The sequence below is a fragment of the Ralstonia sp. 22086 genome, assembly GCF_052045975.1.
In the GTDB taxonomy this organism is placed as follows: domain Bacteria; phylum Pseudomonadota; class Gammaproteobacteria; order Burkholderiales; family Burkholderiaceae; genus Ralstonia; species Ralstonia wenshanensis.
In genome coordinates, this window is the sequence record NZ_JBQEPZ010000003.1 from 356353 (window position 1) to 382600 (window position 26248).

At 64.6% G+C, this 26248-nt stretch carries 23 protein-coding genes; 5 read left to right on the forward strand and 18 right to left on the reverse strand.

What is annotated here, in order from left to right; translation table 11 throughout:
• Window positions 1–23: 23 nt before the first annotated feature.
• The 14 genes from dcd to apbC all read right to left on the reverse strand — a co-directional run bounded on the left by dcd (window position 24) and on the right by apbC (window position 13599).
• The gene (gene dcd, locus ACTJK6_RS14785; RefSeq protein WP_004632155.1) at window positions 24–590 is read right to left on the reverse strand and encodes a dCTP deaminase; all 567 of its coding nucleotides are present in this window, start codon (window positions 588–590) and stop codon (window positions 24–26) included.
• A 195-nt stretch (window positions 591–785) separates the two neighbouring features.
• Window positions 786–1661, reverse strand: a complete 876-nt coding sequence (locus ACTJK6_RS14790; protein ID WP_232040728.1) for a formate dehydrogenase accessory sulfurtransferase FdhD — start codon at window positions 1659–1661, stop codon at window positions 786–788.
• 90 nt (window positions 1662–1751) lie between these two features.
• Entirely contained in the window at window positions 1752–2303 is a 552-nt protein-coding gene (locus ACTJK6_RS14795; protein ID WP_232040729.1) for a superoxide dismutase family protein, read from the reverse strand.
• 82 nt (window positions 2304–2385) lie between these two features.
• A complete protein-coding gene (locus ACTJK6_RS14800) occupies window positions 2386–2703 on the reverse strand; it encodes a hypothetical protein (protein ID WP_260801971.1) in 318 nt (105 codons plus the stop codon).
• Between the two features lie 35 nt (window positions 2704–2738).
• Window positions 2739–3902 (reverse strand): formate dehydrogenase subunit gamma, encoded by a 1164-nt coding sequence (locus ACTJK6_RS14805; RefSeq protein WP_440839465.1) that lies wholly within the window; start codon window positions 3900–3902, stop codon window positions 2739–2741.
• Window positions 3903–3933: 31 nt separating this feature from the next.
• A complete protein-coding gene (locus ACTJK6_RS14810; protein ID WP_316869994.1) occupies window positions 3934–4179 on the reverse strand; it encodes a hypothetical protein in 246 nt (81 codons plus the stop codon).
• Window positions 4176–4844 (reverse strand): formate dehydrogenase FDH3 subunit beta, encoded by a 669-nt coding sequence (gene fdh3B / locus ACTJK6_RS14815; RefSeq protein WP_440839466.1) that lies wholly within the window; start codon window positions 4842–4844, stop codon window positions 4176–4178. Before fdh3B ends, ACTJK6_RS14810 begins: the two co-directional genes overlap by 4 nt.
• Window positions 4845–4860: 16 nt before the next feature.
• Window positions 4861–7866 (reverse strand): molybdopterin-dependent oxidoreductase, encoded by a 3006-nt coding sequence (locus ACTJK6_RS14820; RefSeq protein ID WP_260801973.1) that lies wholly within the window; start codon window positions 7864–7866, stop codon window positions 4861–4863.
• A 67-nt stretch (window positions 7867–7933) separates the two neighbouring features.
• Window positions 7934–8185 (reverse strand): ubiquinol-cytochrome c reductase iron-sulfur subunit N-terminal domain-containing protein, encoded by a 252-nt coding sequence (locus tag ACTJK6_RS14825; RefSeq protein ID WP_232040735.1) that lies wholly within the window; start codon window positions 8183–8185, stop codon window positions 7934–7936.
• A gap of 235 nt (window positions 8186–8420) precedes the next feature.
• On the reverse strand, window positions 8421–9092 hold the full coding sequence (locus ACTJK6_RS14830; RefSeq protein WP_232040736.1) for a TorD/DmsD family molecular chaperone: 672 nt from the start codon (window positions 9090–9092) through the stop codon (window positions 8421–8423).
• A 44-nt stretch (window positions 9093–9136) separates the two neighbouring features.
• Window positions 9137–11296, reverse strand: a complete 2160-nt coding sequence (locus ACTJK6_RS14835) for a 4Fe-4S binding protein (protein WP_322017404.1) — start codon at window positions 11294–11296, stop codon at window positions 9137–9139.
• Between the two features lie 80 nt (window positions 11297–11376).
• Window positions 11377–11949 carry a DUF3306 domain-containing protein gene (locus tag ACTJK6_RS14840; protein ID WP_440839467.1) on the reverse strand — a complete coding sequence of 191 codons (573 nt, stop codon included), beginning with the start codon at window positions 11947–11949 and terminating at the stop codon, window positions 11377–11379.
• A gap of 11 nt (window positions 11950–11960) precedes the next feature.
• The gene (locus ACTJK6_RS14845) at window positions 11961–12500 is read right to left on the reverse strand and encodes a DUF3305 domain-containing protein (RefSeq protein WP_260801977.1); all 540 of its coding nucleotides are present in this window, start codon (window positions 12498–12500) and stop codon (window positions 11961–11963) included.
• A gap of 10 nt (window positions 12501–12510) precedes the next feature.
• Window positions 12511–13599, reverse strand: a complete 1089-nt coding sequence (apbC, locus tag ACTJK6_RS14850; protein ID WP_232043039.1) for an iron-sulfur cluster carrier protein ApbC — start codon at window positions 13597–13599, stop codon at window positions 12511–12513.
• A gap of 204 nt (window positions 13600–13803) precedes the next feature.
• On the opposite strand from apbC, the gene ACTJK6_RS14855 reads away from it, so the two are divergent.
• Together ACTJK6_RS14855 and metG are read left to right on the forward strand one after the other, a co-directional pair.
• On the forward strand, window positions 13804–14433 hold the full coding sequence (locus ACTJK6_RS14855) for an OmpA family protein (RefSeq protein ID WP_232040740.1): 630 nt from the start codon (window positions 13804–13806) through the stop codon (window positions 14431–14433).
• Between the two features lie 304 nt (window positions 14434–14737).
• Window positions 14738–16807, forward strand: coding sequence for a methionine--tRNA ligase (metG, locus tag ACTJK6_RS14860; protein WP_440839468.1), 2070 nt, complete (start codon window positions 14738–14740; stop codon window positions 16805–16807).
• A gap of 118 nt (window positions 16808–16925) precedes the next feature.
• Here the strand turns inward: metG and ACTJK6_RS14865 are convergent, their stop codons facing one another.
• From ACTJK6_RS14865 to ACTJK6_RS14875, 3 genes are all read right to left on the reverse strand, one after another.
• Entirely contained in the window at window positions 16926–17468 is a 543-nt protein-coding gene (locus tag ACTJK6_RS14865) for a hypothetical protein (RefSeq protein WP_260801979.1), read from the reverse strand.
• A 95-nt stretch (window positions 17469–17563) separates the two neighbouring features.
• Complete coding sequence (locus ACTJK6_RS14870; RefSeq protein WP_440839469.1) at window positions 17564–21472, reverse strand: translocation/assembly module TamB domain-containing protein; 3909 nt, start codon at window positions 21470–21472, stop codon at window positions 17564–17566.
• A gap of 8 nt (window positions 21473–21480) precedes the next feature.
• Window positions 21481–23268: an autotransporter assembly complex protein TamA gene (locus tag ACTJK6_RS14875; RefSeq protein WP_440839470.1), complete on the reverse strand. Its 1788-nt coding sequence runs from the start codon at window positions 23266–23268 to the stop codon at window positions 21481–21483.
• A gap of 237 nt (window positions 23269–23505) precedes the next feature.
• Between ACTJK6_RS14875 and ACTJK6_RS14880 the strand changes: the two genes are divergently transcribed.
• Genes ACTJK6_RS14880 through panC form a run of 3 tightly spaced genes read left to right on the forward strand, consistent with a single transcriptional unit; the run spans window position 23506 to window position 25491 of the window.
• Window positions 23506–23694, forward strand: a complete 189-nt coding sequence (locus tag ACTJK6_RS14880; RefSeq protein ID WP_024975037.1) for a DUF3460 family protein — start codon at window positions 23506–23508, stop codon at window positions 23692–23694.
• A gap of 39 nt (window positions 23695–23733) precedes the next feature.
• The gene (locus ACTJK6_RS14885; protein ID WP_232040744.1) at window positions 23734–24615 is read left to right on the forward strand and encodes a segregation and condensation protein A; all 882 of its coding nucleotides are present in this window, start codon (window positions 23734–23736) and stop codon (window positions 24613–24615) included.
• Between the two features lie 24 nt (window positions 24616–24639).
• Window positions 24640–25491, forward strand: coding sequence for a pantoate--beta-alanine ligase (gene panC, locus ACTJK6_RS14890; protein ID WP_232040745.1), 852 nt, complete (start codon window positions 24640–24642; stop codon window positions 25489–25491).
• Between the two features lie 49 nt (window positions 25492–25540).
• Here the strand turns inward: panC and ACTJK6_RS14895 are convergent, their stop codons facing one another.
• The gene (locus ACTJK6_RS14895; RefSeq protein WP_232040746.1) at window positions 25541–26206 is read right to left on the reverse strand and encodes a ParA family protein; all 666 of its coding nucleotides are present in this window, start codon (window positions 26204–26206) and stop codon (window positions 25541–25543) included.
• Between the last annotated feature and the right edge of the window lie 42 nt (window positions 26207–26248).

The following is a 26248-nucleotide window of genomic DNA, read 5'->3' on the forward strand; positions in this document are numbered from 1 at the left end:
CGCGCGGAAACGGACTACAAAAACTAGGTCTTGGGCAACGTCACACCGTGCTGGCCCTGGTACTTGCCACCACGATCCTTGTACGAGGTTTCGCATTCCTCGTCGCTCTCGAAAAACAGCACCTGTGCGCAGCCTTCGCCGGCGTAGATCTTGGCAGGCAGCGGCGTGGTGTTGGAGAACTCCAGCGTCACGTAGCCCTCCCATTCGGGCTCGAACGGCGTGACGTTCACGATGATCCCGCAGCGCGCGTACGTGCTCTTGCCCAGGCACACGGTCAGCACGGTGCGCGGGATGCGGAAATACTCCATCGTGCGGGCCAGCGCGAACGAGTTCGGCGGGATGATGCACACATCGCCCTTGAAGTCGACAAACGACTTCTCGTCGAAGTTCTTCGGATCGACGATGGTGCTGTTGATGTTGGTGAAGATCTTGAATTCGTCGGCGCAGCGGATGTCGTAGCCGTAGCTCGACGTACCGTAGGAAACGATGCGGCGGCCGTCGGATTCACGCACCTGGCCGGGCTCGAACGGCTCGATCATGCCGTGCTGCTCGGCCATGCGGCGGATCCACTTGTCGGATTTGATGCTCATGGAGCGTCCAGATACCTTGGATGAACAAATGGGGGCAGGCTTCGCGGTGCGAAAACTGTCCCCATTTGGTCACGCCAGCGGCCGGGCCCGCGGCTGGGGCCGGTTTGGAACGCGGATTGTACTCCCAAACCTGTGACGGAAAACCCCGTGGCAGCCGATGGCTTGCTCTGGCCTTATCGAACCCACCAGGGCAGATCAGCGGCTGGATTCCGCCGCCTGGGGCAACTCTCCGCGCGGCCCCACGGTGCCTGCCATCTCTGGTTCGGCCACGAACCGGTCTCGCCCCGTGTAGAGCAAAAAGTGCCGCCCAGTGCACCGCGCAAATAGCGTCAGATTGACGCGCTGCGCCATCTGGTGGCCCATCTGCGTAACGCCCGAGCGCGACAGCAGGAACGGAATGCCCATCTGCGCGCCCTTGATGACCATCTCGGAAGTCAGGCGGCCGGTGGTGTAGAAGATCTTGTCGCCGCCCTCCATTCCTTCAAGCCACATGAGGCCGGCGATCGCATCCACGGCATTGTGGCGGCCCACGTCTTCGATGAAGTGCAGCAGCCCGCCGTGCGCATCGAACAGCGCGCAGCCATGCACCGAACCCGCTTGCTTGTAGATGGACTGCTGCAGGCGGATGGTGTCGACCACGCGATACAGGGTTGTCTGTGTCATGCGCGCGTCGGGCGGCAGATGGATGGCGTCGATCTCGTCCATCAGCGAGCCGAACACGGTGCCCTGCCCGCAGCCGGTGGTCACGGTGCGGCGGGCGGTCTTCTCATCCAGATCGGCAATACCGCCGCGCGTGGTGACGGCAGCGGATTCGGTTTCCCAGTCGACCTGGATGGAGGCGATGTCTTCGATGCTGCCGATCAGGCGCTGGTTACGCAGATAGCCGAGTACGAGCGCTTCCGGGGCACCGCCCAGCGTCATCAGCGTGACCAGTTCGCGCTTGTCGAGGTAGACGGTGAGCGGGCGCTCACCGGGGATGAAGACACTGCGTGCGCGGCCCAGCTCGTCGAGCACTTCAACCTCGTCAAGCAGTGGAACGGAAGCGTTGGTCAGTTCAGGGCGCAGCGGCATCAATGTCTTCGTTCAAATAAAAATGCGCACGGCAAGCGTGCGCATGGTGCGGCTGGTACCTGCCCGGGAGCAGGTACCGCGTGCGGGCGATCAGTTCGCCACGATCACGCCGCAGGCGATGCGCCCGCCGGAATTGCCGGTGGGCTGGGTCATGTAGTCGTCCTTGCCTGCGTGGACGACCAGCGCGCGGCCGACCAAGCTGGTGGGCCCAGGCGACAGCGTCACGCCGGAAAGAACGATCGAGCCGACGGCCTTGCCGTTGGCATCGGATTGCAGCATAGGAATGTCGCCGGCGTGGTGTGCGCCGTGACGCGGATCACCGTGCTGCTGGCCGGTCGGGTTGAAGTGGCCGCCAGCGCTATTGCCATCCGCCGACGAGCAATCGCCCTTCTCATGCACGTGGAAACCGAACATGCCGTTAGCCGGCAAACCGGAAATATCCACGGCGATGGCAACCCGATTGTCGCCTTGCTGCGCGAGCTTCACGCTGCCTTGCACGGTACTGCCGCTCTTGGGTGCCAGCACGGCCGAGGCCGCCATGGCGCCGTCACCGGCATTCGCCGCCTTGGCCGTCGACGCTGAGTTCGATGCGCAGCCGGCCATCAGGCCGATCGCGGCGAGTGCAATCACGAGTTGCTTCATGTGTCACCTCCAGTCAGGGTTCACTCGGGGAGCGGACGATTGTACTGCCGGATGATGAACACGCAACATTGGCAACAACGGTTCACCCTTTGGCCGCCGGTGCAGGTGCAGGAGGCACGGGCGCGACAAACGGCCCCGGGTCAACGCACGGCGCGCCCGGTTGCGTATGCGCAGCCTTGCCGCCGGCCTGGTAGGACGCCGCCACCTTGTCCTGGGCCTTGCATGTCTGGAACGCGGCCACCTTGTCGCCCCAGGCTGCCTTGGCTTTCGCCAGATCCGCCTGTGCCTTCTGTTCTTCCGTCGGTGCCGGCAGCTTGGCGCCGGCCAGTCCGCTTGTCAGGCTCAGCATGGCGGCAGCAAGTGCCATACCTGCGGCGCGGCTCAGAGCAGATGCATGCATGGTGAGGTTCCTTGAATCGGTGGCGGTCGATGGCGTCATGACTTGGCGGGCTGCTCGCTCGGTGCCGGCGGCGCAGGCGGTTGGGTCCGCTGCGCAGGAATCTTGCCGGCCTTGACGTCGTCGTACCACAGCTCGTGGTGCTCTTTCGCCCACGCTTCGTCGACATAGCCGTCGCGCATGGCACGGTAAGCGCCTTCCATGCCGATCGTGCCCATGTAGATGTGGCCCAGCGACATGCAGATCATGCCCACTGCCGCAATGGCGTGAATGACCTCGGCCAATTGCATTGTGCTGCGGTAGTAATCCACGCCGGGGACGATGCGATCGAGCGTCCAGCCCGAGGCCGACAGGACCAGCCCGAACACGACGAGGCCGCCCCAAAACCAGAGTTTCTCCCCGGCGTTGAAGCGGTGCGACGGCACTTCGGCGCCGTGCTCTCCGGCAAACATGCCGCCCAGGCTCAGCAGCCATTTCATGTCGCCACTGCGGGGCAGGTTGTCGCGCACCCACATTACGAAGGCCACGATGATGCTGACCGTGAACAGCGGCCCCACCAGGTTGTGGAGATTCTTCAATATGTACGTCAGCCAGCCGAACAACTGGTGCCCAAGGATCGGCAGCAGAAAATGCTTGCCCCACAGCATGACGATGCCCGAGATGCCCAGCGTGACGAAGGAAATCGCCATGGTCCAGTGCACGTAGCGTTCGGTCGGCGTGAAGCGCTCGATCTTGCGGCCGGTGGGCGTTTCCTTCAGGGGAATCGTGCCGCGCCACAGGAAGAACCCCAGGATGAGCAGCGGCACCAGCACCACGAGCCAACCGCCCCACACGGTAATCACGCCATTGCGGAACAGCCGCCATTTCTGCCCCGTGCGCTGGATCAGCACGCCGGCTTCCAGCCCGGGAATGCTGGCGTAATGCGCCTGGTCGGAGTTCACCTCGCGCCAGACAGGCGCGTTGTTGCCGGGGCGCGTGACGCGGCGTGCGGCCTGGTCCCGCGCCTCTTTAGCGAGATCACGCTTCTGGAGATCAAACACATTCTCCGAGACGATGTTGGAGAACGGTTGCGCCGGTTGAACGGCCGGATTGACGGGGGCATTGTTGGCCGCCGGCGCGCTGGCCGGCTGCTGCGCGCTCGCCAACGCCGCCGCTGCGCCGAGCAACACGGCCATCGCAAAGTGCTTCCAGGAAGTGCCCATGGACGAACCTCCGCTCGTACGTGTCATGGCGTCACGGCGTCTTGTTGTACTCGTTCTGATATTGGCCGCGCGCTCGGATCTGGTTCTCCCAGCTCGTGCGGTCACCGGGCGTCCAGTTCTTGGCCATGAACGGATCGCCTTCTGCGCCCTTGTAGGCTGGCGCGTCGTCCTTGCGGTGCGAGGCAAAGGCGGTTTGCGGGCGTTCGCCGCAGGCACCGAGCAATAGCGCGGCGCCAACAGCGATCAGCAGGCTGGTCGAGCGGGCCCTGGCGGTCATGATTGCGCCCCCGGCGTTGAAGCAGGCGCGGTGGGCGCGGCGGGGGTAGCCGGCGCTGCCTGGCTGCCTTTGCCGTGCCCACCGCCGTAGGCCGTGCCCCACCCGAACAACTCGGCGCCCTTCCCGCGCTTCATGACCCGGTTACGCAGGATGTCGGAAATCACATCGCCATCGCCGCCAAGCAGCGCCTTGGTCGAGCACATTTCCGCGCACAGTGGCAGCTTGCCTTCGGCCAGGCGGTTGCGACCGTACTTCTCGAATTCTTCCTCGCTGCCGTTCTTCTCGGGGCCGCCCGCGCAGAAGGTGCACTTGTCCATCTTGCCGCGCACGCCAAACGTACCTTGGCTCGGGAACTGTGGCGCGCCGAACGGGCACGCATAGGAGCAGTAGCCGCAGCCGATGCAGACGTCCTTGTCGTGCAGCACCACGCCGTCTTCGGTGCGGTAGAAGCAGTCGACCGGGCAGACCGCCATGCACGGCGCATCGGAACAATGCATGCACGCCACAGAGATAGATTTCTCCGCGCCGATCATGCCGTCGTTGATGGTCACCACGCGGCGGCGGTTCACGCCCCAGGGCACCTCGTGTTCGTTCTTGCAGGCCGTGGCGCAAGCGTTGCATTCGATGCAGCGCTCGCTGTCACAGATGAATTTCATGCGTGCCATGTTGATCTCCCCGTCCTTATGCGAACCGCTCGATCTGGCAGACCGTCGTTTTCGTTTCCTGCATCATCGTCACCGAGTCGTAGCCGTAGGTGGTGGCCGTGTTGACGGCCTCGCCGCGGACGATCGGGTGGGCGCCTTCCGGGTAGTAATCCAGCAGGTCCTTGCCCTGCCACCAGCCCGAGAAGTGGAACGGGATGAAGGCGTGGTCGACGCCCACGCGCTCCGTCACCAGCGCACGCACCTTGATCTGGGCGCCGGTCGGCGTCTTGACCCAGACGAAATCGTTGTGGCGGATACCACGGTCGGCTGCAGCCTTCGGGTTGATCTCGACAAAGTTCTCCTGCTGCAGCTCGGCAAGCCACGGGTTGGAGCGCGTCTCCTCGCCGCCGCCCTCGTACTCCACCAGGCGGCCGGAGGTGAGGATGATCGGGAATTTCTCGTAGACCTTGTTCTCGATATTGCGCTGCTGCACTGTCTTGTACAGCGTGGGCAGGCGCCAGAAGGCCTTCTTGTCGTCATGCGTGGGGTACTTGGCAACCATGTCGGGCCGCGTTGAATACAGCGGCTCGCGGTGCTGCGGAATGCCGTCTGGGAAGTTCCACACGATCGCGCGGGCCTTGGCGTTGCCGAACGGATGGCAGCCGTGCTTCATCGCCACGCGCTGGATACCGCCCGACAAATCGGTCTTCCAGTTCTTGCCTTCGGCGGCCTTCTTCTCGGCGTCGGTCAGGTCGTCCCACCAGCCCAGTTTCTTGAGGAACACGTGATCGAACTCGGGGTAGCCTGTCGTCAACTCCGAGCCCAGCGAGAACGAGCCATCTTCGGCCAGCAGGTTGACACCGTCGCGCTCCACGCCAAAGTTGGCGCGGAAGTTGCCCCCGCCCTCCATCACATGCTTGCTTGTGTCGTACAGGTTGGGCGAGCCAGGGTGTTTGAGTTCCGGCGTGCCGTAGCACGGCCAAGGCAGGCCGAAGTAATCCCCGGTGAGGTCGTAGCCTGTTTCGGCGTCCTTGCCGCCCTTGCAGCGCAGCGTGCGCACATCAAACAGATGCATGTTGCGCATGTGAGCTTTCAGGCGTTCCGGCGATTGGCCGGTGTAGCCGATCGTCCAGTTGCCGCGGTTGATCTCGCGCAGGATCGATTCGATCTCCGGCTCGCGCCACGTCATGCCGGCGCGCTTGTATTCCGTGATCTTGTAGTTCTTCGACAGCTCCTTGCCGAAGCCAAGGCGATCAGCAAAGGCCTGCATGATCACGTGGTCGGGCTGCGATTCGAACAGCGGCTCGATGACCTTTTCGCGCCATTGCAGCGAGCGGTTCGACGCCGTGCAAGAGCCCGACGTTTCGAACTGCGTGGCGGCCGGCAGCAGATAGACGGCACGGTTCGGATTGGGCGGCGTACCGTCGGCGGCTGGCATGTTGGCCATGGCCGCCGTGGCTGACGGGTATGGGTCGATCACCACGAGCAGGTCGAGCTTGTCGAGCGCACGCTTGATGTCCATCCCGCGCGTTTGCGAGTTCGGTGCGTGGCCCCAGTAAAAGACCGCGCGAACGTTGTTGTCCTGGTCGATCAGCTCGTTCTTCTCGAGCACCGCGTCGGCCCAGCGCGAGACGGTGGTGCCAGACTTTTCCATCATCGCCTGCGAGGCGAAGCGGCCCTTGATCCAGTCGTAATCGAGGCCCCACACGGAGGCAAAATGCTTCCACGCGCCAGCAGCGAGGCCGTAATAGCCGGGCAGCGAGTCCGGATTGGGCCCCACGTCGGTCGCGCCCTGAACGTTATCGTGGCCACGGAAGATATTGGCGCCCCCGCCCGACCTGCCGATATTGCCCAGCGCCAATTGCACGATGCACGATGCGCGCACGATGGCATTGCCGATGGTGTGCTGCGTCTGGCCCATGCACCACACCAGCGTGCTCGGGCGGTTCATCGCCATCATCTCGGCAACCTTGTGCACCTGGGCCTCAGGCACGCCGCACACTTCCTCGACCTTGTCCGGCGTCCACTTGGTGAGCACTTCCTCGCGCACCTTGTCCATGCCGTAGACACGATCGTGGATGTATTGCTTGTCTTCCCAACCGTTCTTGAAGATGTGATACAGCACGCCGAACAGGAAGGCGATGTCGGTACCCGAGCGGATGCGCACGTATTCATCGGACTTGGCGGCCGTACGCGTGTAGCGCGGGTCGACCACGATGACCTTGCAGCCCGTTTCCTTGGCGTGCAGCAGATGCAGCATCGACACGGGGTGCGCCTCGGCCGCGTTCGAGCCGATATACAGCGCGCACTTGGCGTTCTGCATGTCGTTGTACGAGTTCGTCATCGCGCCGTAGCCCCAGGTGTTGGCCACGCCGGCCACGGTGGTGCTGTGGCAGATACGCGCCTGGTGGTCGCAGTTGTTGGTGCCGAAGAACGACACCCACTTGCGCAGCAGGTACGACTGCTCGTTGCTGTGCTTGGACGAACCCACGAAGAAGAATGAATCCGGCCCCGTTTCCTGGCGGATCGTGTTCATCTTGGCGACGATCTCGTTGAGCGCCTGCTCCCAGCTGATGCGCTGGTAGCGGCCGTCCACAAGCTTCATTGGCGTCTTCAGGCGGTATTCACCGTGACCGTGCTCGCGCAGGGCAGCGCCTTTGGCGCAGTGCGCGCCCAGGTTGATCGGCGAGTCGAATACCGGTTCCTGGCGCACCCACACGCCGTTCTGCACGACGGCATCCACCGAGCAGCCAACCGAGCAGTGCGAGCACACCGTGCGGCGCACGACGATATCGCCCTTGCCTTCGGCGGCCTGGGCCTCCCCCACCACCGATTTCTTCACCAGCGAAAGCTGCGTCGCGGCCAGCCCTGCGCCAACGCCGATACCGGAGCGCTTGAGGAAGGTGCGGCGGTCCATGGTCGGCAGCGCGCCGGCCAGGCTGCGAGCCAGACTGCCGGCAAGCGATGTGGCGCCCTGGCCGTTTGAACGTCGGGCCGGTGCGGCTTTGGTGTCCTGTACCGCCGGTTTGCGGGTCAGAAGCATGAGGTCACCTGAGGATGAGGGGTGCGTGCAATGACGATGGAGTAGCAGCGGCGCGCATGCGGCCGTGTCAGATCCACGTCGTCTTGTAGTACTTGCGAATGTGTTCGCTCAGCCGGTAGCCGGTGGCGCCGTCATCAGCGGCGTCAGCCGGTGGCGACGCGGTGGCGGCGGGCGCTTGCACCAGATGGCTGGCCGTGGCGGCGGTGCCTGCTGCGGCAGCGGCCACCGCGGCGCCCATCAGGAAGCGGCGGCGCGTGGGGCCGGATTCAGCGGAATCCGCCTCGGGGCGGGCGTGAGGGACGGTGTTCGGACCTGGCATTTCGATGCTCCCCGGCTCATTCAAACCGATGACCGAATGTAATAGGAATTTTTGAACACATTTTAGGAGTAACGGCATGGGAAAACCATGCCTAAAACCCCTCACACAGGGATTTTCCTGACGATTTACCGATGAATTTTTTCAATGAGTACGATTTGAACCGGTCCGCCGTGACGCGGACGGGGCGCGACTCTTGGCCGACCGCTCAATTTTTAGGCAGTCGACCACATTGCGGTCACGCCAATTCCAGCGCGAGCCGCTCGACGTCGAAAAACGCCTTCGCCAATCCCGCCACGTCGGCATAAAAAGCGGCGCGCGGATGCTGCAATACAGCATCACAAGCTGTATCGACCCATGGGGCCAGATGGCGCTGGAAAAAAGCGCGCTGCTCCTCAACGCGGGCAACAGCAACATCGTCCCCGGCGATGAGGTAACGCATGACCTCGCACAGCGTAGCGAGGTGATCTTCGGTTTCCGTGATGCCCTCGGCGCGCTCCAGGCCGTAGCGGCGCAAGTCGTCGCGCAACACCACGAGCGGCTTTTCGTTCATGAAACCGGCCTGGTAGTACGAGCCGTACAAGAACACTTCGGGCTTGCCGACGCCGATAAACAGTTCGGTGTATTCGTCGTCGGCCTGCTCGGCGGTGGTCTTGCCGGCGCGGGCAACAAGCTTTCGCCACGCCTGGGTGAGCGCGCTGCTGGCGGCAGCTTCCGCATCGGCCGGGGCGATAGCGTCGTCGCCTGACGGGTCCAGCGGCGCGGCGGCGATGCGCTGCAGCAAATCAGCGTCGGCCGCGCGGAAGAACAGCGTGGCGAGCAGGCCGTACAGGTCCGCACGGGCGAGATCCTCGGCGCTGTCGGCAGGCGTGGCGGCGGGCTGGAATTGCAGGGGCTGGGCGTCGGTCATGGGATCAGGGATCGGCTTCAATGCGCGGCTTCAATGGGCGGTTTTCAGTGCGGGGCGCCAGGGCGTTCGCCGTGCTGCATCATGTCGATCACGCGGCAATCGCTGCACATCTTGAGACGCTCGGCGGCGGCACCTGAGAACGCCGGATGCGCGCCCAGCTTGGCCAGCATCGTCGTGACCATCTGCGCGGTGCCAAACGGCTTGTTGCAGCGGATGCAGTGGAACGGCTGGGCCTCGTTGAGCGTGATCGATTGGCGAGCTTCGGCCGACAGGTTCAGACGCGGGACGAGGGCGATGGCGCTTTCAGGGCACGTGGTTTCGCACAGGCCGCACTGGACGCAGTTGCGCTCAATCATGGCCAGTACGGGGCGCTCGGCCTGATCGCGCAGCGCCTGCGATGGGCACGCGCCCACGCACGCCATGCACAGCGTGCAGCGTTCGCGGTTCACGGTGATGGCGCCGAACGGTGCGCCGGCCGGCAACGGGAAGACGGCCTCGGTGGCCTTGGCGTGACGCGCGAGATGGTCGAGCGCGAAGTCCAGCGTCTCGCGCTTTGCCGCGGCCACTGCAAAGGTGGCGGCCGCCATGTCACGGCGGAAACCGCGCAGCGGGGCCGATACGTCAGCGCTGCCCAGGCGCGCGTCGAGCGCCACCGCATCCGCCACGTCGATCAGCACCACGCCCGCCTCATCCGCCGGTTCGCCAAGGCCCTGCAGCATGGCCTGCGCCACGGCAACCTGCTCGGCCAGCATCGCGCGGTACTGCGGTGCGTCGTCTTCCGTCAGCAGGATGGCGATGCGCGCGGCGCCGTAAGCCAATGCGGATAGCCATAAGTCCAACCCCGTCGATGCCGCATGGAAGACCTCGACCGGCAGCACATTCACTGGCACGCCCTGGGCGTTGCCGATACGCGCGGCCCGGCCAAGTTGCTCGATCAGCGTGCGGCCGCGCCCACCGTTATGCAGCAGCACTACGGCATCACGCCCACCCGCCGATGCATACGTGCTCAGCAGCGTCTTGAGCTTGCGCCCCTGGTACGGCGCGCTGGGATAGGCATAGGTGATGGCGCCGGTCGGGCACGCGGTCGTACACGCGCCGCAGCCTACGCACAGATTGGGCGTGACGTGCACGCTGCCGCGGCCATCCTTCCACTGCGGCGCAATCGCCGACGCGGAACACACCTGCACGCAAGCGTCGCAGCCCACCTGGCCGTTACGCCCGTGCGCGCAGATGGATTCCTTGTATTGGAAGAACTTGGGCTTCTCGAACTCGCCCACCATCTGCAGCAGTGCCAGCGAAGCGGTCAATTGGCGGCCCGCGTCCGCGCCCGCATGGAAGTAGCCTTGCGGCGGCTGATGCCGCGCAAACGCCGGCGCATCGTTCAAATCGAAGATCAGGTCGAATTGGCCCGATAGCGCCACGGGTGCCTCCACCCGGCTGAAATCAATGGCCATCGCATCGCCGCACGCCTTGACGCACGCGCGATGGTCGCGGCATGCATCCAGGTCGATCTGGTAAAGCGCGTCGATGGCACCTTCCGGGCAGACATCGATGCAGGCGTTGCAGTGCGTGCAGCGGTCAAGGTCGATCGGATTGCGGTTGCGCCACTGCACCTCGAACGCGCCAAGCCAGCCGGTCACCTCCTGCAGCTCGCCCGCGTGAACGGGCCAGCGACGCGCCATCGGCGGGGCGAGCGGGCCGCTTGCGCGATCGCGTCCGGTGGCGAGCACCGTCACGCTCAGTTGGTCGGCCAGGCGTTCCGCCCAGGGCATCGCACGCTCAGCCGGACCGACAATCAGCACGTTGCCGTCGGAGCGGTAATCGACCACCGGCACTGGGTCAGGTGCCGGCAACCCAGCGACGGCCAGCAGCGCCGCTGTCTTGGCACGGAAACCACGCGCATCGCGCTTGGCCCCCGCCGACCACCCGCCCGTTTCGCGCACGTTGACGAAATGGATCGGCGCCGTCACGCCCTCGTGCTGCGCGGCCACCTCTGCAAACAACGCCTTTTCCTGCGTGCAGGCGACGATGACGTCTTCCGTACCCTCCAGCGCCTGCGTGAACGCGCCGATCTCGCGGCGGCACAGCAGGTGGTGCGTCTTGCCTGGCGCGTCGACGGCGGCGTCGGACGCGCGCAGGGCGTCGCCCACCGCATCGGCATCGATGGGCATGGTGTGATTGCAACTGCAGAGCAGCGTCGGCATGGATTTGTGCGTGAGCGCCCACGTGCATGGCGCGGGCTGTGGAGACATGGCCGCGCGGTCGTTGCCGCGCGGTACTTTTTTTATTCTACGGACGGCGGCTTAGCGCCGCCATGCGGGGTTGCCTGGGCCGGGTCCTCAACAAGGGGCGACACGGCATCGGCGGGTTCAGGCGGCGTCTCGCCGGTCACAACGGGCGAAGCAGGCGAAGCGTCCGATACTGGTTCGATTCCTGCTGGCGCAGCCGCATCCTCTTCTTCCAGCGGCTCGAACAATCGCAATCCCGCCGTATGGCGCAGCTCGCGCAGCATCTCAGGCGGGATGGGGTCGGGCTGCGAATAATCGTCGATGTAGGTATCGAGGCCGTCCATCACATTGAAATGCGGATCGGCGAAGAGCTTCTTGAGCGCGGCACGCTTGACGGCCTCGTCCACGCCGTGCGCGACGAAAGGCGCGAAATCATCGGATGGCGTCAGCTTGGCGGCATCTTCCAGCGTGAGCGGGGGTGGCACCTCGGGCGCGGGTTCGGCCGTCGACGCTTCGGGCACGACAACGGGCGCCGGCTCGGCGGGCGGGGCCGCTTCCGGTTCGGGTTCGCCCCGCCGCTCTGCTGCCTTGCGGCGTGACCAGCGCGAGAGGAAAGTTTCGTCGCTCACAGCGGCCTCGCTCAGAACTTCGCGCGATCTTCCGGCGGCAGGAACGACTCCGGCCGGCGTCGCTTCTTCGGCTCGGGCCGGTAGTTTTCAGCCACGTACGCCTGCAGCCATTCCAGCGCTGCGGCGTCCAACGGCACATTTTCGACCGTCTCGCCACCGTCGAGCCAGCGGCCAGCCTCGTTGTAGCTCAGCGAAACCGTATGCGGAATCGCCCGGCCCTCGTCAGTCGTGCCCGACTCGCCTAGACGCCACAGCACAAACCAGCAGGGCGCGGCGGAAGTCACGTTCAGGTAGTAGCCTTCGGCCTCGTCGCGAAACAGCGTGACGGAGAAGCCGGGCGTGAGCCAGCGCTCGTCGCCCTTTTTATCGTCGGCACGATCCAGGCAGCGCGGTGCGGTGCCGTATTCGCCCAGATCGGGCACGACGGCCTCCAGCCGCCACTGGAACGGCTGCCAGCGGCTGGCCGTCGGGCGGCGGCACAGCACCACCGCCACCCGTACGGACGGGCGCTCCGTCTGACGATCGTTGGACAACGGCTCGCTGGCATCCATGGTTTTTCGCTCAGGTGTTCTGCACGACGATCGACGGGAACTTGCTCGTCATGTCCTTCGCCTTCTCGGCCACGGCAATGGCGACGCGGCGCGCGATCTGCTTGTAGACGCCGGCAATTGCGCCGTCGGGATCGGCCACCACGGTCGGGCGGCCCGAATCGGCCTGCTCGCGAATCGACAAGTTCAGCGGCAGGCTGCCCAGGAACGGGACGCCGTATTGTTCGCACATCTTCTCGCCGCCGCCGGCGCCGAAAATGTGCTCGGTATGGCCGCAGTTCGGGCAGCAATAGACCGCCATGTTTTCAACCACGCCGATGATGGGAATTCCCACCTTCTCGAACATCTTCAGACCCTTCTTGGCGTCGAGCAGCGCGATGTCCTGCGGCGTGGTGACGATCACCGCGCCCGTCACAGGCACCTTCTGCGACAGCGTGAGCTGGATATCGCCCGTGCCCGGGGGCATGTCGACGATGAGGTAATCCAGGTCGCGCCAGTTGGTCTGCTTGAGCAGTTGTTCCAGCGCCGAGGTCACCATCGGGCCGCGCCAGACCATCGGATTGTCCTGCTCGATCAGGAAGCCGATCGAGTTGGCCTGCAGGCCGTGCCCCTCCATCGGCTCCATCGTCTTGCCATCTGCCGACTCGGGCTGGCCCTGGATGCCCAGCATCATCGGCTGGCTCGGGCCGTAGATATCGGCGTCAAGAATGCCCACGTTGGCGCCTTCCGCAGCCAGCGCAAGCGCCAGGTTCACCGCAGTGGTCGACTTGCCCACGCCGCCCTTGCCGGATGCCACCGCGATGATGTTCTTCACATTCGGCATGAGGTGCACGCCGCGTTGCACCGCGTGCGCGACGATCTTCATCGACACCTGCACGCTCACATTCTCGACACCTTGCACCTTGCGCAGCGCCCCGATGACCAGCTTGCGGATCGGCTCGAACTGGCTCTTGGCGGGGTAGCCGAGTTCCACATCGAGCGACACCTCGCCGCCGTCGACCCGGATGTTGCGCGCCGATTTGGACGACACGAGGTCGCGCTCGGTATTGGGATCCACCACGCCGCGCAGGGCTTCGGTGATCTGTTCGATGGTTACGCTCAACATTTGCTCCACAAATCTAATGCGAATGGGGGACGGGCCAACGGTGACGCGGCATGAACTTTGCGGCGCCCTGGCCACTCTATCTACTGTTTTGCTATTGTATTTTGCCGGCGCGTCGTTCGTCCGATTCTCCCCAATATCCCTCTGATGCGCCGGATATCGGCAAACCCACAAGAACCGATCCCGTTACCCGTAGGAGAAACCATGAAAGCCAAGCTTATTTCCGTCTCGCTGATCGCCCTGCTGGCCGCCGGCTGCGCCACCGAGCAGCAGAACCAGACCGCCATGGGCACGGGCGTTGGCGCGGCCGTGGGCGCTGGCATCGGCGCACTGGTCGGCAACGGCAAGGGCGCCGCCATTGGCGGTGCGCTGGGCGCGGCAACCGGTGCAGCCGTCGGCTACAACTGGGGCGCCATCAAGTCCAAGCTGGCTGGCGATACGGCCGGCACCGGCACGCAAATTTCGGAGCAGCCCGACGGCTCGCTCAAGCTGAATATTCCGAGCCAGGTTTCGTTCGATACCGACAGCGCGGTGATCAAGCCGTCGTTCCGCGGCCCGTTGGATAGCGTGGCGCAAACGCTCACGCAACATCCGGAACTGGCCGCCAATGTGGTCGGCCACACGGACAGCACCGGCAACCCCAACTACAACATGACGCTGTCGCAAAAGCGCGCCCAGAGCGTGGCGAACTACCTGACCGACCGAGGCGTGGCCCGCAACCGTCTCTCGGCTGAAGGCCGCGGCCAGAACCAGCCCGTTGCCGACAACGCGACCGAGGCCGGCCGCGCTCAAAATCGCCGCGTCGAAATTTATTTGAAACCAATTCAGGGCTAACCCTGTCATAGAAAACAGGTGCCGCTTGCCACACGTTGCTGGCTCGCGATGCGTGGCTGACCTCCCGGGCGGTACCTGATTTCTCCTCCTTTTCCGTTGTGGAAAGCTGCGCCGGCTCTGACCGGCGCTTTTTTTTGGTTCACACCATGCGCGGCATCGTGACGCATGGGACAACCCCACGATCACACCCGCGATTCCGCAGATTGCTCCCTGACGGGCTTGCCGCCGCCGGGCGCGCTAAAATATGCGTTTCTCCGCGCGCCGCGCCCTGTTTGCGGCCCGCCCGCACCTTTCTGGCCTGCCCATGTCCGAACGTCGCATCCTCGTCACTTCCGCACTGCCCTACGCAAACGGACCGATTCACATCGGCCACCTGGTCGAGTACATCCAGACCGATATCTGGGTGCGCTTCCAGCGCATGCGCGGGCATGAGATCTATTACGTGGGCGCCGACGATACGCACGGCACGCCCGTCATGCTGCGCGCCGAGAAGGAAGGCCTGACCCCGCGGCAGCTCATCGAACGCGTCTGGACGGAACACAAGCGCGACTTCGACAACTTCCTCGTCTCGTTCGACAACTACTACAGCACCGACTCCGATGAAAACAAGGAGCTGTGCCAGAGCGTCTACCTCAAGCTCAAGGAAGCTGGCCTGATCGACGTGCGCGAGGTCGAGCAGTTCTACGACCCGGTCAAGGAGATGTTCCTGCCGGACCGTTTCATCAAGGGCGAATGCCCGAAGTGCGGCGCGAAAGACCAGTACGGCGATTCCTGCGAAGTCTGCGGCGCGACGTACCAGCCGACCGACCTGAAGAATCCGTATTCCGTGGTGTCGGGCGCAACGCCAGTGCGCAAGTCGTCGGAACACTACTTCTTCAAGCTGTCTGACCCGCGCTGCGAAAATTTCCTGCGCGAATGGGTGGCCGACCTGGCGCAGCCTGAAGCCACCAACAAGATGCGCGAATGGCTTGGCGATGAAGGCGAGGCCAAACTGTCGGACTGGGACATCTCGCGTGACGCGCCGTACTTCGGCTTCGAGATTCCGGGCGCGCCGGGCAAGTACTTCTATGTGTGGCTGGATGCGCCGGTCGGCTACTACGCCAGCTTCAAGAACCTGTGCGCCAAGCGCGGCCTTGATTTCGACGCGTGGATCAACGAACACTCGACCACCGAGCAGTACCACTTCATCGGCAAGGACATCCTGTATTTCCACACGCTGTTCTGGCCGGCGATGCTCAAGTTCTCGGGCCACCGCACGCCGACCAACGTGTTCGCCCACGGCTTCCTGACCGTGGACGGCGCCAAGATGAGCAAGTCGCGCGGCACGTTCATCACGGCACAGAGCTACATCGACACCGGCCTGAACCCGGAATGGCTGCGCTACTACTTCGCCGCCAAGCTGAACGCGACGATGGAAGACCTGGACCTGAACCTGGACGATTTCATCGCCCGCGTGAACAGTGATCTGGTGGGCAAGTTCGTCAACATCGCCAGCCGCTCGGCGGGCTTCCTGGTCAAGCGCTTCGAAGGCCGCGTAAGCGACGCCGCACTGGGCCACCCGCTGATGGTGCAACTGCGCGAAGCCGCCCCGCAAATCGCCGATTTGTACGAAAAGCGCGAGTACAGCAAAGCGCTGCGCGCCGTGATGGAGCTGGCCGACGCCGTCAACGCCTTCGTCGACACAGAAAAGCCGTGGGACCTGGCCAAAGACGAAGCCAACCGCGAAAAGCTGCATGCCGCGTGCTCGGTTGCGCTGGAAGCGTTCCGCCTGCTGGCCGTGTACCTCAAGCCGATTCTGCCGACCACCGTCGAGCGCATCGAAGCGTTCCTCAACGTTGAGCCGCTGACGTGGCGCTCGATCGATTCACAGTTGTCGTCGGCCAAGCCGATCCAGCCGTACTCGCACCTGATGACGCGCGTGGACAAGAAACAGGTGGATGCGCTGGTGGAAGCCAATCGCCAGTCGCTGCAGGCCACCGCAGAAGCACCGGTTGCTGCCGCCAACGGTGTTGCCGCGATCGAGCCGATGGCCGACACCATCACCATCGACGACTTCGCCAAGATCGACCTGCGTGTGGCCAAGATCGTCGCCTGCCAGCGCGTGGAAGGATCGAACAAGCTGCTGCAGCTGACGCTGGATGTGGGTGAAGGACAGACGCGGAATGTGTTTTCGGGCATCCAGTCGGCGTATGCGCCGGAAGATCTCGTGGGCAAGCTGACCGTGATGGTGGCCAACCTCGCACCGCGCAAGATGAAGTTTGGGATGTCGGAGGGGATGGTGTTGGCGGCTTCGGCGGCTGATGAGAAGGCTCAACCGGGGCTTTATATTCTTGAGCCGCATGCTGGGGCGGTGCCGGGGATGCGGGTGCGTTGATTTGGTTTGATGGGGAGTTGGGCTTGGTGGTCCACCTCCCTTTCGGTCCCGGCAGGGTACGACACGGGGGATGCACCACAAAAAAATCCAGAGCCAAAAACCCAAACAACAAAAACCCCTACCCCCCATTCAACCGATCATCACTCCGCGAAGTCGTCGTAACACGCCCATCCGCCCCAAAGTGCACATTGAAGAAAGCCCGTTCAGTCGCGCTTTCCATCCACCGATACCCCCAAACCTCTTCCTGCTTCAGCTTAAACACCTCGACCTTCCCAGGTTTGCCGAGCATGCGGCGGATATCGTCCTTGCTCTGCCCCACACGTACGCGTCCAAAATTCTCGGCGGTCAACACCTGCTCGATCTTCTGCACGTGCCCGTCAGGCCCGATCGTCACCATCCACGTTGAGGTTCCTTCAGGCCCGCGCGGATACTCAAGCTGCCGCGTGCCGCCCTCGTTCTCCCAGATCATCTCGGGCTGGCCGGCGGTGGCCCTGACATCATCCTCGGTGGATTGCCCCGCCACGATGCCCTTGAACAGCAGGTTGTCCGGCTTGGCCGATTGCCATGCCCGCTTGGCGGCATCGCCCACACGATCCACAGCCTGGTCGACCTTCTGCTGATCACAGCCGAACAGCCCCAGCAATGAAGCCAGAACGCCCATGGTGACTCCCACTTGTGCGAGTTGACGAAGATGCGGCATGGAACTCCTCGTGTGAAACATGTACCCGCCGCCATTCTGGCAGCCGGGCCACCTGATTACCAACGCTTGTTGAACAGAACCGACGCGCCGTTGATCGTGCCGCCGCGTGCCACCACCGACCACCGCCGCGAAAACTGCCATGTCAGTTTGACGATGGAATCGGCCGTGGACAGGCTCTGCTCGTAGCCAACGGTGATGCGCTCCGAGATTGCCTTGCCCAGGCTCACCACCTGCGGGTCGGTCAGGCCAGCGGTGGACGGCCCAATCGAGAACTCGTCGAGCCCGAAGCGCCGCGCCACGTTCTTGCCGGCCACGTTGCCCAACAGGCCAAGTGCCGCGCCGGACATCGCCTGCTGCTGGCCCAGGCCCGCGTTTGATGCGCTATAGCCGAACATCAACCAGGAGAGCTTGTCTTCATCGGGCACGTTGGGCTCGGAGACGAGCTTGACGCGCGGCTGGCGCACCGTGCCGGTCACCTGCACGCCCGCTTCGACTTCCTGATTGCGCCGCATGGCGGTGATGTTGAACGACGGGTTGTTGATCGGCCCCACGAAGTTCAGCACGCCGCGTTCGATGGCCAGCTTGCGGCCGAACGCCTCGTACGTGCTGCCCTCGCGCACGTAGATCGTGCCGGTGCCGCGCAGGGGCACGAGCGGTTCGCTGTGCACGTGCATCTGGCCGCCGAGTGACAGGTCTGCACCGGCCCCTTTGAAGCGGAAGTTGTCGCCAAAATCGACATCAACATCCACGACCGGGCTGAAGCGGCCAGCCGGCTTTTCTTCCCGCTTGACGCCACGTTCGGCCTGGTTGCGTGCTGCATCGGCACGACGGACGATGACCACGTCGTCGCCGAGCGACGGCGCGCCGTCCTTTGGCAAATCGAACAGGCCGCGGTCGACCTTGAACTTGCCGGTGATGGCCACGCGGTCGTTGTCGTTGGCAATGCGGGCCTGCCCCGACAGCACCAGCGTGCGGTCCGGATCGGCAAAGAGTTGCAGCCTGTCGGCAACGATGGAGCCTGCCAGGTTCGGGTTCGCCTCGCCAAGCTGCACGCGGCCCTGCGCCCGCACCGTGCCGTCACCGCCGTGGAACACCACCTCTTGCAGGTCAACCACGTTCTGGTCGAGCGCCACGCGCACCACGCCCTTGGTCAGGCGGATGCCCTGGTCGTACAGCGCCACGTCAACGTCCTGGCCGGTCAGGAAGCCGCTCACCTTGGGCGCGCCCACCGTACCGGCGAACGTCAGGCTGGCCGCAAGCTGCCCGTCCGTTGCGACGTCCGGCCCAAGCAGGTCCCCAATGCTCTTGAGTTGCGGCAGGCTGATCGTCAAACCGCCGGAGAGCGGCGACGAGGGCGCCATGAGCGCCAAGGTGCCAGGCCCCGGATCACGCACAAGCCCGACACCCGCATCAAGGTAAACGTTGCCGACGCGCGTCGACTGCACGTTGCCGCGCAGCCCCAGGCGCATGCCTTCGCCGCGCGCTTCCACGGTCGCTTCGGTCAGGCCCAGCGGCGTGAAACCACGGCCGGCGTTGATCGACAGATCGCCGCTGCGCCGGGCGATGCGCGCCGTGCCGGTGGCCGTGTTTCCGAGGTCAAGATCCCATTGGCCATCGACGACAAGATCCGTGCGTACCGGCGGAGCCTGGCCCGTCAAGGTGCGCACCAGCTCCAGCACCCGCGCGATCTGTAAACCATCGAAGCGGCCGGCGCTGCGCACGTGGCCCTGGGTCGATTCGACACGCTCGATGTGGATGGGCGTCTGGTCCAGCGTCAGGTCTGCGCGGCCCATCATCAGGCGGCCCGGTGCCACCGACAGCTTCACAGGCGCCGTGAGTTGCAGGTTGGGCGCACCCTGGGCCGACAACGTGGAGATCGTGCCGTCCCACCCATCGCCGTCCTTGCCGGGTGTGAGCGCACCGTCGCCTGCCAGCGCGAACTTGAACGGCTGATTGCGTACGTTGCCGTCAGCGTCGGCGCGGAAGCGGTGGGCGCGCCGCGTGCCGTCCAGCGTGGCATGCACTTCTCGCAACGACAGGCTCGGACCCGTCACACGTTGCGCGGTCAGTTCGAACTGCAATGGCCCGTCGATCCCGTCGCGGATCTGCGCGCGGCCGTTGGCGGTGTCGATCTTGTTTCCCTGATAAGCCAGTTGGCTCGCGCGGAAGGTCGCGTCTACCTGCGGGCGCTTGATCGTGCCGGAGACATCGCCAGACAAGGTCAGCGCCCCACTCACCCCAAGCTGCAAGCGTGCGAGCTGCGGCGCATCGACGTCGACATGCATGCGGTCGCCCGCCCCGCCAAAGCTGCCCCGCAGGCTCGCCTTGTTGCCGGCCACGTCGAGCTTGGCGTCACTGGGCAGCAGGCGTTCGCCGCGCACGTGGACGTTGCCGTCGCCGGTCATCGGCAAGCCGGCGTAATCGCTATCGCGCACCGCAAACTTGATGGCGGCGTCGATCGGCTCGCCGAGCGTACCGCGCGCGTCGAACTCGGCATTGATGCGGCCCTTGGCCACCATGGCCAGCCGCGACGGATCGAACTCCGCCAGGTTGCCCTTGAAGGCGAATGACTGCGCATCGTCGTGCTTGAGCGTGCCCGCCAGTGTCAGGCGCGAGCGCCCCAACGACACCTGGGCGCGCTCCACCGCAATCTGCGCCGCATCGAGCACGGCGTTCGCTTGCGCGCGCATGTCGCCGCCCGCCAGATCAAGCGCCACACGCTGCGTGCCACCCGCAAAATCCACGGTGACGGGGCCAGCGAGTTTCGTCTTCTCCAGCGATGCGTGCAGCGCCTGCAGATCGAGCTGGCGCACATCCACGCGGAGTGCGCCATGCCCCTTCTGCACATCGGCGCCGCCCGTGAGCACTGCGCCGCCCAGCAGCCGCACGTCGAGGCCGGTGAGTTGCTGATCGTTTTCGTTCAGCCGCACCTGAGCACGCAGCGATTGCAGCGGCAGCTTCTGTTTGTCGAGCGTGCCGGGCTGTGCGTTGTCGATCTGGATGGGGCCCGCCACCGTCAGCGTCTTGGCTTTCTCGTCAGGACGCAGGTCAGCGTGGATCGACAACGATGCTTCTGGCGCGCCCGGCGCAAACGCACGCGGATTCACATGCTCCGCCGATACGACAGCGCGCGACAAGGGCAACGCGCCGAACGGCGTGGCATCGATCAGCGCCTGCGCGGTCAGCTTGGCGCCGGTCCCGGTCGCCTCGATATGCAACGCCTCCAGCGAGCCCGACAGTTGCGCCGACACCGCCGCATCCTGCTTCTGCCCGTTCACCTCGAACTGCGTAGCCAGCGTTGCGGCGCCGGTGAGTGGATACGGGCGCGTACCGGTCATGCGCAGCGTGGCGGCCAGCTTGCCGGCAGGCGTCTCCATACCGTCGAGCAGCACGTTGTGGTGCGTGCCGTCGGTGTGCAGGCTGCCGGCAATCGATTTCAGTTCGGTGGTCGACGTGCCCTGCCGGATGGCAAGCCGCTCGACGGCGAGGCGGTCCACATCCAGTGCCAGCGGCAGCACCAGCGAATTGGGCGGACCACTCGGCGGTGTGGGCGGCGTCGGATGCAGGATCACCTCGACATTGCCGGCACGGAGATACGCGAAGTGCGCATGCCACGGGCCACGCGTGATGGCCCAGCGGCCCTCCACATGGTCGATGCGCACTTCCGTGCTGCCGGCGCGCACGTGCAGATCGCGCAGCGACAGGCCCTCGCGCACCGTGCCGCCTTCCAGCTTGCCCGACACATAAGCGTTGCCAAAGCGCGTAGCGAGCGACCACAACTGCGCCGTGCCCGATTGCGAATGGATGGCCCACACCAGCCAACCGGCGAGTGCCAGCACGATCGCCAGCAGAAGGGCGATGAAGGCGCCGAACCAGCGCAGCGTGCGGCGGCCCCAGCCGCGCTGTGGACGCTCGGGGCGCGGTGTTTCGGGTTGCTTCGGTTCGGGCGTTTGCGGATCGGTCATCGTCATGTTCAGAACGCGATGCCCAGCGACACGCTCGGCCGGAACTGCTTCTGCTGGATGCCATAGGCCATGTCGAGCTGGATCGGTCCGACCGGGCTCTTCCAGCGCACGCCGACACCCACACCGTTGAACCAGCGACGCTCCGACCAGTTGTCGGTGGCGGTGCCGGTATCCCAGAACACGGCGGCGCCCCATTGCGGCAGGAACCAGCGTTGATACTCCACCCCGCCGGTGACGAGGAACTTGGCCGGCAACGTGCTGCCGTTGACGTCGTTACCGATGCTCTGGAAATCGTAACCGCGCACCGACTGCGTGCCGCCCGTGCGGAAGCGCAGCGTGGCCGGCACGCCATCGCCGGAACCGGAGGTGATGACCGCGCCCAGCTCGCCACGCGCGACGAAGATATCGCGCTGCCCCACAGGCACGAACTGGCGGATGCGGCTGTATGACCGCACGAACGATTGGTCCGTCAGCACGCCCTTGACTGCCGCGCCGATCTGCGTGGTGATGATGTTGCCGCGACGCGGGAACAGCGGGTCGTCCACGTCGCGGCGCGTCCAGGCGAACCCCGGGACAAGGGCTTTGCTCAACTGCCGCTCGGCACCATCGGGGCGCAGATCGTCATAGTAGAAATCAACGGTGAACGACGTCTCATAGATGCCGCGTACGCGCGTCTGCTTGAAGCCGGAACGATAGCTGCGCGTGTCGGTGCCCGAGGTGTCGGTGCGGTCCATGCTGGTGTAGAGACTGTTGACGTATTGTTTGTCGTCGGGCGGCACGGTCACGCCGGCAAACAGGTACTGACGGCGCTGTTCGATGCGGGCCTGCGTATCGAGCACCCATGCCTTGCTGAACAGATTCAGATATTGATAGCGCCCCTCCACCGAGGCGCCCGTGTCCGTGCCGTAACCCACACCACTGGTGATGCGGTTGGGCGGGTACTCCCGCACGCGCACGCGCACCGGCGCGTTGACCGGGTTCTTCGGGTCGTCACCCAGGTCAACGATGGCATTGGAGAAATACGGCTGCCCCTGGATGGCAGCCTGCAACGATTGCAGCCGATCGGCTGAGTAGTCTTCACCCACGCGCAGCGGATTCACGTGGTTGATGATGCTGAGCGGGTAGCGCGACAAGCCCTGCACTTCCAGCGGCCCCAGCGTGTAGGCCGGACCGCTGTCATAGCCCACCGACAGGTCTGCCTTGCTTTCGTCCGGATCCACACGTGCCTGCGACGACGTCTGCTTGGCCGCGTAATAACGTTTGCTCTGCAGAGCGGCCAGACCGTCGTCCTTGGCCTTATCCCAGCCCGACTGGCGGAAGGCCATGCCGTGCTGCAGGCTCCACGATTTTTTCAATTCGTCGATGCGCTTGGCGTCTTGCGTGATGGCCCCGGTAAAGTCGAGCGCCACGGTGTCGATGGTGGTACGCGGGCCGGGCTCGACCTTCACATTGACTACACGGTGGTCCGGCGGGCCGTCCAGCTTCGCGGTCGCCTTGGGCACGAAATAGCCTTCGGTGGCCGTCAGCTTGGTGACCTGGTCGCCAATGGTCTCGACCATGTATTGGAGCTGATCGTCGGTGATGTCCTTGCGATCCTTGTAACGCGACAGGTCCAGATGGCGCTCAAGCAAATCGCGAATGGACTTCGGCGCGTCGATCTTGACGTCGTATTCAGCGTGCGCCGGGGCCCAGGCAACGGACAGCGCAAAGCCGGCCGCCAGCGCGGCGGCGGGCAAACCCAGAAAACGAAAGCGTGGTGGTCGTGACGGTCGCGATGGTCGATTGGAGCCGGTCATCGTGGCAAGCGTGGCGCCGCCCCACGGGTCGGCTGAATCGAAGGAAAGGCGTATTTGACCATACCGGGCCCGGCGGGTGCCGAGGCAAATGCAACGAATGCGGCCTTCCGGATCGGCCCGAGGGGTTTCGCACGTGCCGTGCCCAAGGCCGTTAGGACAGCCAATACGGTAAAATGCGCCGGTTTTCCGCCGGGGACCTTTCCGCGCGGGCAAGATCACCCAACATCACATACCGCCATGGCCCTGTACAAGTCCGAGATCACCCAGTTCCTGGAAGAACTCAAGACCCAGAAGCCCGACCTGGAAGCGCAGCAGCGCCAAGGCCGGTCCCTGCTGTGGGACAAGGACCCGATCGACCTGGAAGAGCGCGCCCGCGCCAAGTCCGCCCGCGTGCCGCAAAAGCCGTACGTCTACTCGCTGGACTGATCGGCCAACCGGCCCTCGGCCCGCCAGGCTCACCGCCGCATGACCACTTCCGCGCAGGACAAGCTGCCACTGCCCGTCGAGCTGCCCAGCGTGGCGCCCGATCAGGATTCCACGCCCGCGCAGGTCGACGGCCTCGCCTTTGCGCGGCTTTACGGCGAGCCGCTGTTCAAGCTCCCGCAAGATCTCTACATCCCGCCCGACGCGCTCGAGGTCTTTCTCGAAGCGTTTGAAGGGCCGCTGGACTTGCTGCTGTACCTGATCCGGCGCCAGAACTTCAATGTGTTGGACATTCCGCTGGCGCAGGTCACGCGGCAGTATCTGGCGTACATCGAGCAGATCCGCACGACCAACCTTGAGCTGGCTGCCGAATACCTGCTGATGGCGGCCATGCTCATCGAGATCAAGTCGCGCATGCTGCTGCCGGTCAAGAAGACCGACGAAGGCGTGGAGCCCGAAGATCCGCGCGCCGAACTGGTCCGCCGCCTGCTCGAGTACGAGCAGATGAAGCTCGCGGCACAGAAGCTCGACACCGTGCCGCAACTGGGCCGCGATTTCCTGCGCGCACAGGTCTATATCGAGCAGAGCCTCGCGCCGCGCTACCCCGACGTCAATTCCGACGACCTGCGTGTCGCCTGGGCAGACGTCCTGCGCCGGGCCAAGCTCACGCAGCACCACAAGATCTCGCGCGAAGAGCTGTCCGTGCGCGAACACATGAGCCAGATCCTGCGCCGCCTGCAGCACGCGCGGTTCATGGAGTTCACCGAGCTGTTCGAAGAAGCGATCCAGTCCGGCAAGGGCGCACCCATCGTGGTCGTCAACTTTGTCGCCATGCTCGAGCTTTCGCGCGAATCGCTGCTCGAAATCACGCAGGCCGAACCGTACGCACCCATCTACGTGCGCCTTGCCTACTCTCCGACGTAATCGGTCGGATCACCACCAAAGCGAATGAAAGTCATCTCGTCGATCCAGGAGTTGCGCGATCAGCTGCGCGGCCAGAACCGCGTCGCCTTCGTGCCGACCATGGGCAACCTGCATGAGGGCCACCTGAGCCTGATGCGCCTGGCACGCCAGCATGGCGATCCGGTGGTGGCGTCCATCTTCGTGAACCGTCTGCAATTCGGCCCGAACGAAGATTTCGACAAGTACCCGCGCACGCTGCAGGACGACATCGAGAAACTGCAGAAGGAAGGCGTGTACGTGCTGTTTGCGCCCACCGAGCGCGACATGTACCCCGAGCCGCAGGAGTACCGCGTCGAGCCGCCGCACGACCTGGGCGACACGCTGGAAGGCGAATTCCGCCCCGGCTTCTTCAAAGGCGTGTGCACGGTGGTGATGAAGCTGTTCTGCTGCGTGCAACCCCGTGTGGCCGTGTTCGGCAAGAAGGATTACCAGCAGTTGATGATCGTGCGCCGCATGGCGCATCAGTTTGCGTTGCCGGTCGATATCATCCCCGCCGAAACGGTGCGCGCGGATGACGGCCTGGCGCTGTCGTCGCGCAACGTCTACCTGACCAACGAAGAGCGCGCAGAGGCCCCCGAGCTGTACCGCACGCTGCATCAGGTCCGTCAGGACGTGCTGGAAACCGTGCTGCAAGGCCAGGCTTCGCACGAAGAGGTGACCACCAAGGCGATGGAGTATCTGCGTGGCCGCGGCTGGCAGCCCGACTACGTGGCCGTGCGCCGCCGTTCCGACCTGCAGAAACCGACGCCCGAGAACATCGCTGCAGGCGAACCGCTGGTCGTGCTGACCGCCGCGAAGCTCGGCAAGACACGCCTGATCGATAACCTCGAGATCTGAGCGATGTAGCCTCGCCCCACGAAAAAGCCCGGCAGTGCCGGGCTTTTTTTCATGCCGCCGCCGACGTGTCGGTAGCGCTCGCCTGCGTAGGCGCTTCCCCCAACCAGTCGAGAATGCCGCTCCACTGCTCCACGTCCTTGGCCACGCGCGAGGGCGCCACATCCCACAGCGTCAGGCCATGCGCGGCCAGTTGGACGTAGTTCTGGGTATCCCGCAGATAGCCGAGGATAGGTACGTCCAGCCCCTGCACGAAACGCTGGAGCTGTTCCGCGGCACGCGTGCGCATATCCACGCGCATGCCGACCACGCCCAGCTTGACCTCGCCATGACGCACGGGTTTTTCATCGGCCAGTTTGCGCAGGAAGGTCTGCGTGGCAAGGATGTCGAACATGGAAGGCTGCAACGGCACGATCACGTAACCGGACATCTTGACGAGATCCCCCAGGCGCCAGCCGTGGAGACCCGCCGGCGTGTCGAGCACCACGTGCGTCGTCCCCTTGGGCGGCTTGGCGATGTGGTCGGCGTTGATTTCCCACGTGCGGATGGGCTTGGCGGTTTCGGGGCGCAAGGCGAGCCATTCGCGTGAGGACTGCTGGCGATCGGTGTCGCCCAGCATCACGGCATGGTCCCGCGCCGCAAAGTAGCCGGCCAGATTGGTGGCCAGCGTGCTTTTGCCCACTCCGCCCTTCGGATTCGCTACAACGGCCACCGGCATGCCTGCCTCCTTGTGCTCGTCGAATCATGTGCCGAGTTAGTC

Excerpts from the sequence above, each read along its gene's own strand:
- dcd (WP_004632155.1), bottom strand. The coding sequence starts at position 590 with ATGAGCATCAAATCCGACAAGTGGATCCGCCGCATGGCCGAGCAGCAC.
- ACTJK6_RS14790 (WP_232040728.1), bottom strand. The coding sequence starts at position 1,661 with ATGCCGCTGCGCCCTGAACTGACCAACGCTTCCGTTCCACTGCTTGAC.
- ACTJK6_RS14795 (WP_232040729.1), bottom strand. The coding sequence starts at position 2,303 with ATGAAGCAACTCGTGATTGCACTCGCCGCGATCGGCCTGATGGCCGGC.
- ACTJK6_RS14800 (WP_260801971.1), bottom strand. The coding sequence starts at position 2,703 with ATGCATGCATCTGCTCTGAGCCGCGCCGCAGGTATGGCACTTGCTGCC.
- ACTJK6_RS14805 (WP_440839465.1), bottom strand. The coding sequence starts at position 3,902 with ATGGGCACTTCCTGGAAGCACTTTGCGATGGCCGTGTTGCTCGGCGCA.
- ACTJK6_RS14810 (WP_316869994.1), bottom strand. The coding sequence starts at position 4,179 with ATGACCGCCAGGGCCCGCTCGACCAGCCTGCTGATCGCTGTTGGCGCC.
- fdh3B (WP_440839466.1), bottom strand. The coding sequence starts at position 4,844 with ATGGCACGCATGAAATTCATCTGTGACAGCGAGCGCTGCATCGAATGC.
- ACTJK6_RS14820 (WP_260801973.1), bottom strand. The coding sequence starts at position 7,866 with ATGCTTCTGACCCGCAAACCGGCGGTACAGGACACCAAAGCCGCACCG.
- ACTJK6_RS14825 (WP_232040735.1), bottom strand. The coding sequence starts at position 8,185 with ATGCCAGGTCCGAACACCGTCCCTCACGCCCGCCCCGAGGCGGATTCC.
- ACTJK6_RS14830 (WP_232040736.1), bottom strand. The coding sequence starts at position 9,092 with ATGACCGACGCCCAGCCCCTGCAATTCCAGCCCGCCGCCACGCCTGCC.
- ACTJK6_RS14835 (WP_322017404.1), bottom strand. The coding sequence starts at position 11,296 with ATGCCGACGCTGCTCTGCAGTTGCAATCACACCATGCCCATCGATGCC.
- ACTJK6_RS14845 (WP_260801977.1), bottom strand. The coding sequence starts at position 12,500 with ATGGATGCCAGCGAGCCGTTGTCCAACGATCGTCAGACGGAGCGCCCG.
- ACTJK6_RS14855 (WP_232040740.1), top strand. The coding sequence starts at position 13,804 with ATGAAAGCCAAGCTTATTTCCGTCTCGCTGATCGCCCTGCTGGCCGCC.
- metG (WP_440839468.1), top strand. The coding sequence starts at position 14,738 with ATGTCCGAACGTCGCATCCTCGTCACTTCCGCACTGCCCTACGCAAAC.
- ACTJK6_RS14865 (WP_260801979.1), bottom strand. The coding sequence starts at position 17,468 with ATGGGCGTTCTGGCTTCATTGCTGGGGCTGTTCGGCTGTGATCAGCAG.
- ACTJK6_RS14870 (WP_440839469.1), bottom strand. The coding sequence starts at position 21,472 with ATGACCGATCCGCAAACGCCCGAACCGAAGCAACCCGAAACACCGCGC.
- ACTJK6_RS14875 (WP_440839470.1), bottom strand. The coding sequence starts at position 23,268 with ATGACCGGCTCCAATCGACCATCGCGACCGTCACGACCACCACGCTTT.
- ACTJK6_RS14880 (WP_024975037.1), top strand. The coding sequence starts at position 23,506 with ATGGCCCTGTACAAGTCCGAGATCACCCAGTTCCTGGAAGAACTCAAG.
- ACTJK6_RS14885 (WP_232040744.1), top strand. The coding sequence starts at position 23,734 with ATGACCACTTCCGCGCAGGACAAGCTGCCACTGCCCGTCGAGCTGCCC.
- panC (WP_232040745.1), top strand. The coding sequence starts at position 24,640 with ATGAAAGTCATCTCGTCGATCCAGGAGTTGCGCGATCAGCTGCGCGGC.
- ACTJK6_RS14895 (WP_232040746.1), bottom strand. The coding sequence starts at position 26,206 with ATGCCGGTGGCCGTTGTAGCGAATCCGAAGGGCGGAGTGGGCAAAAGC.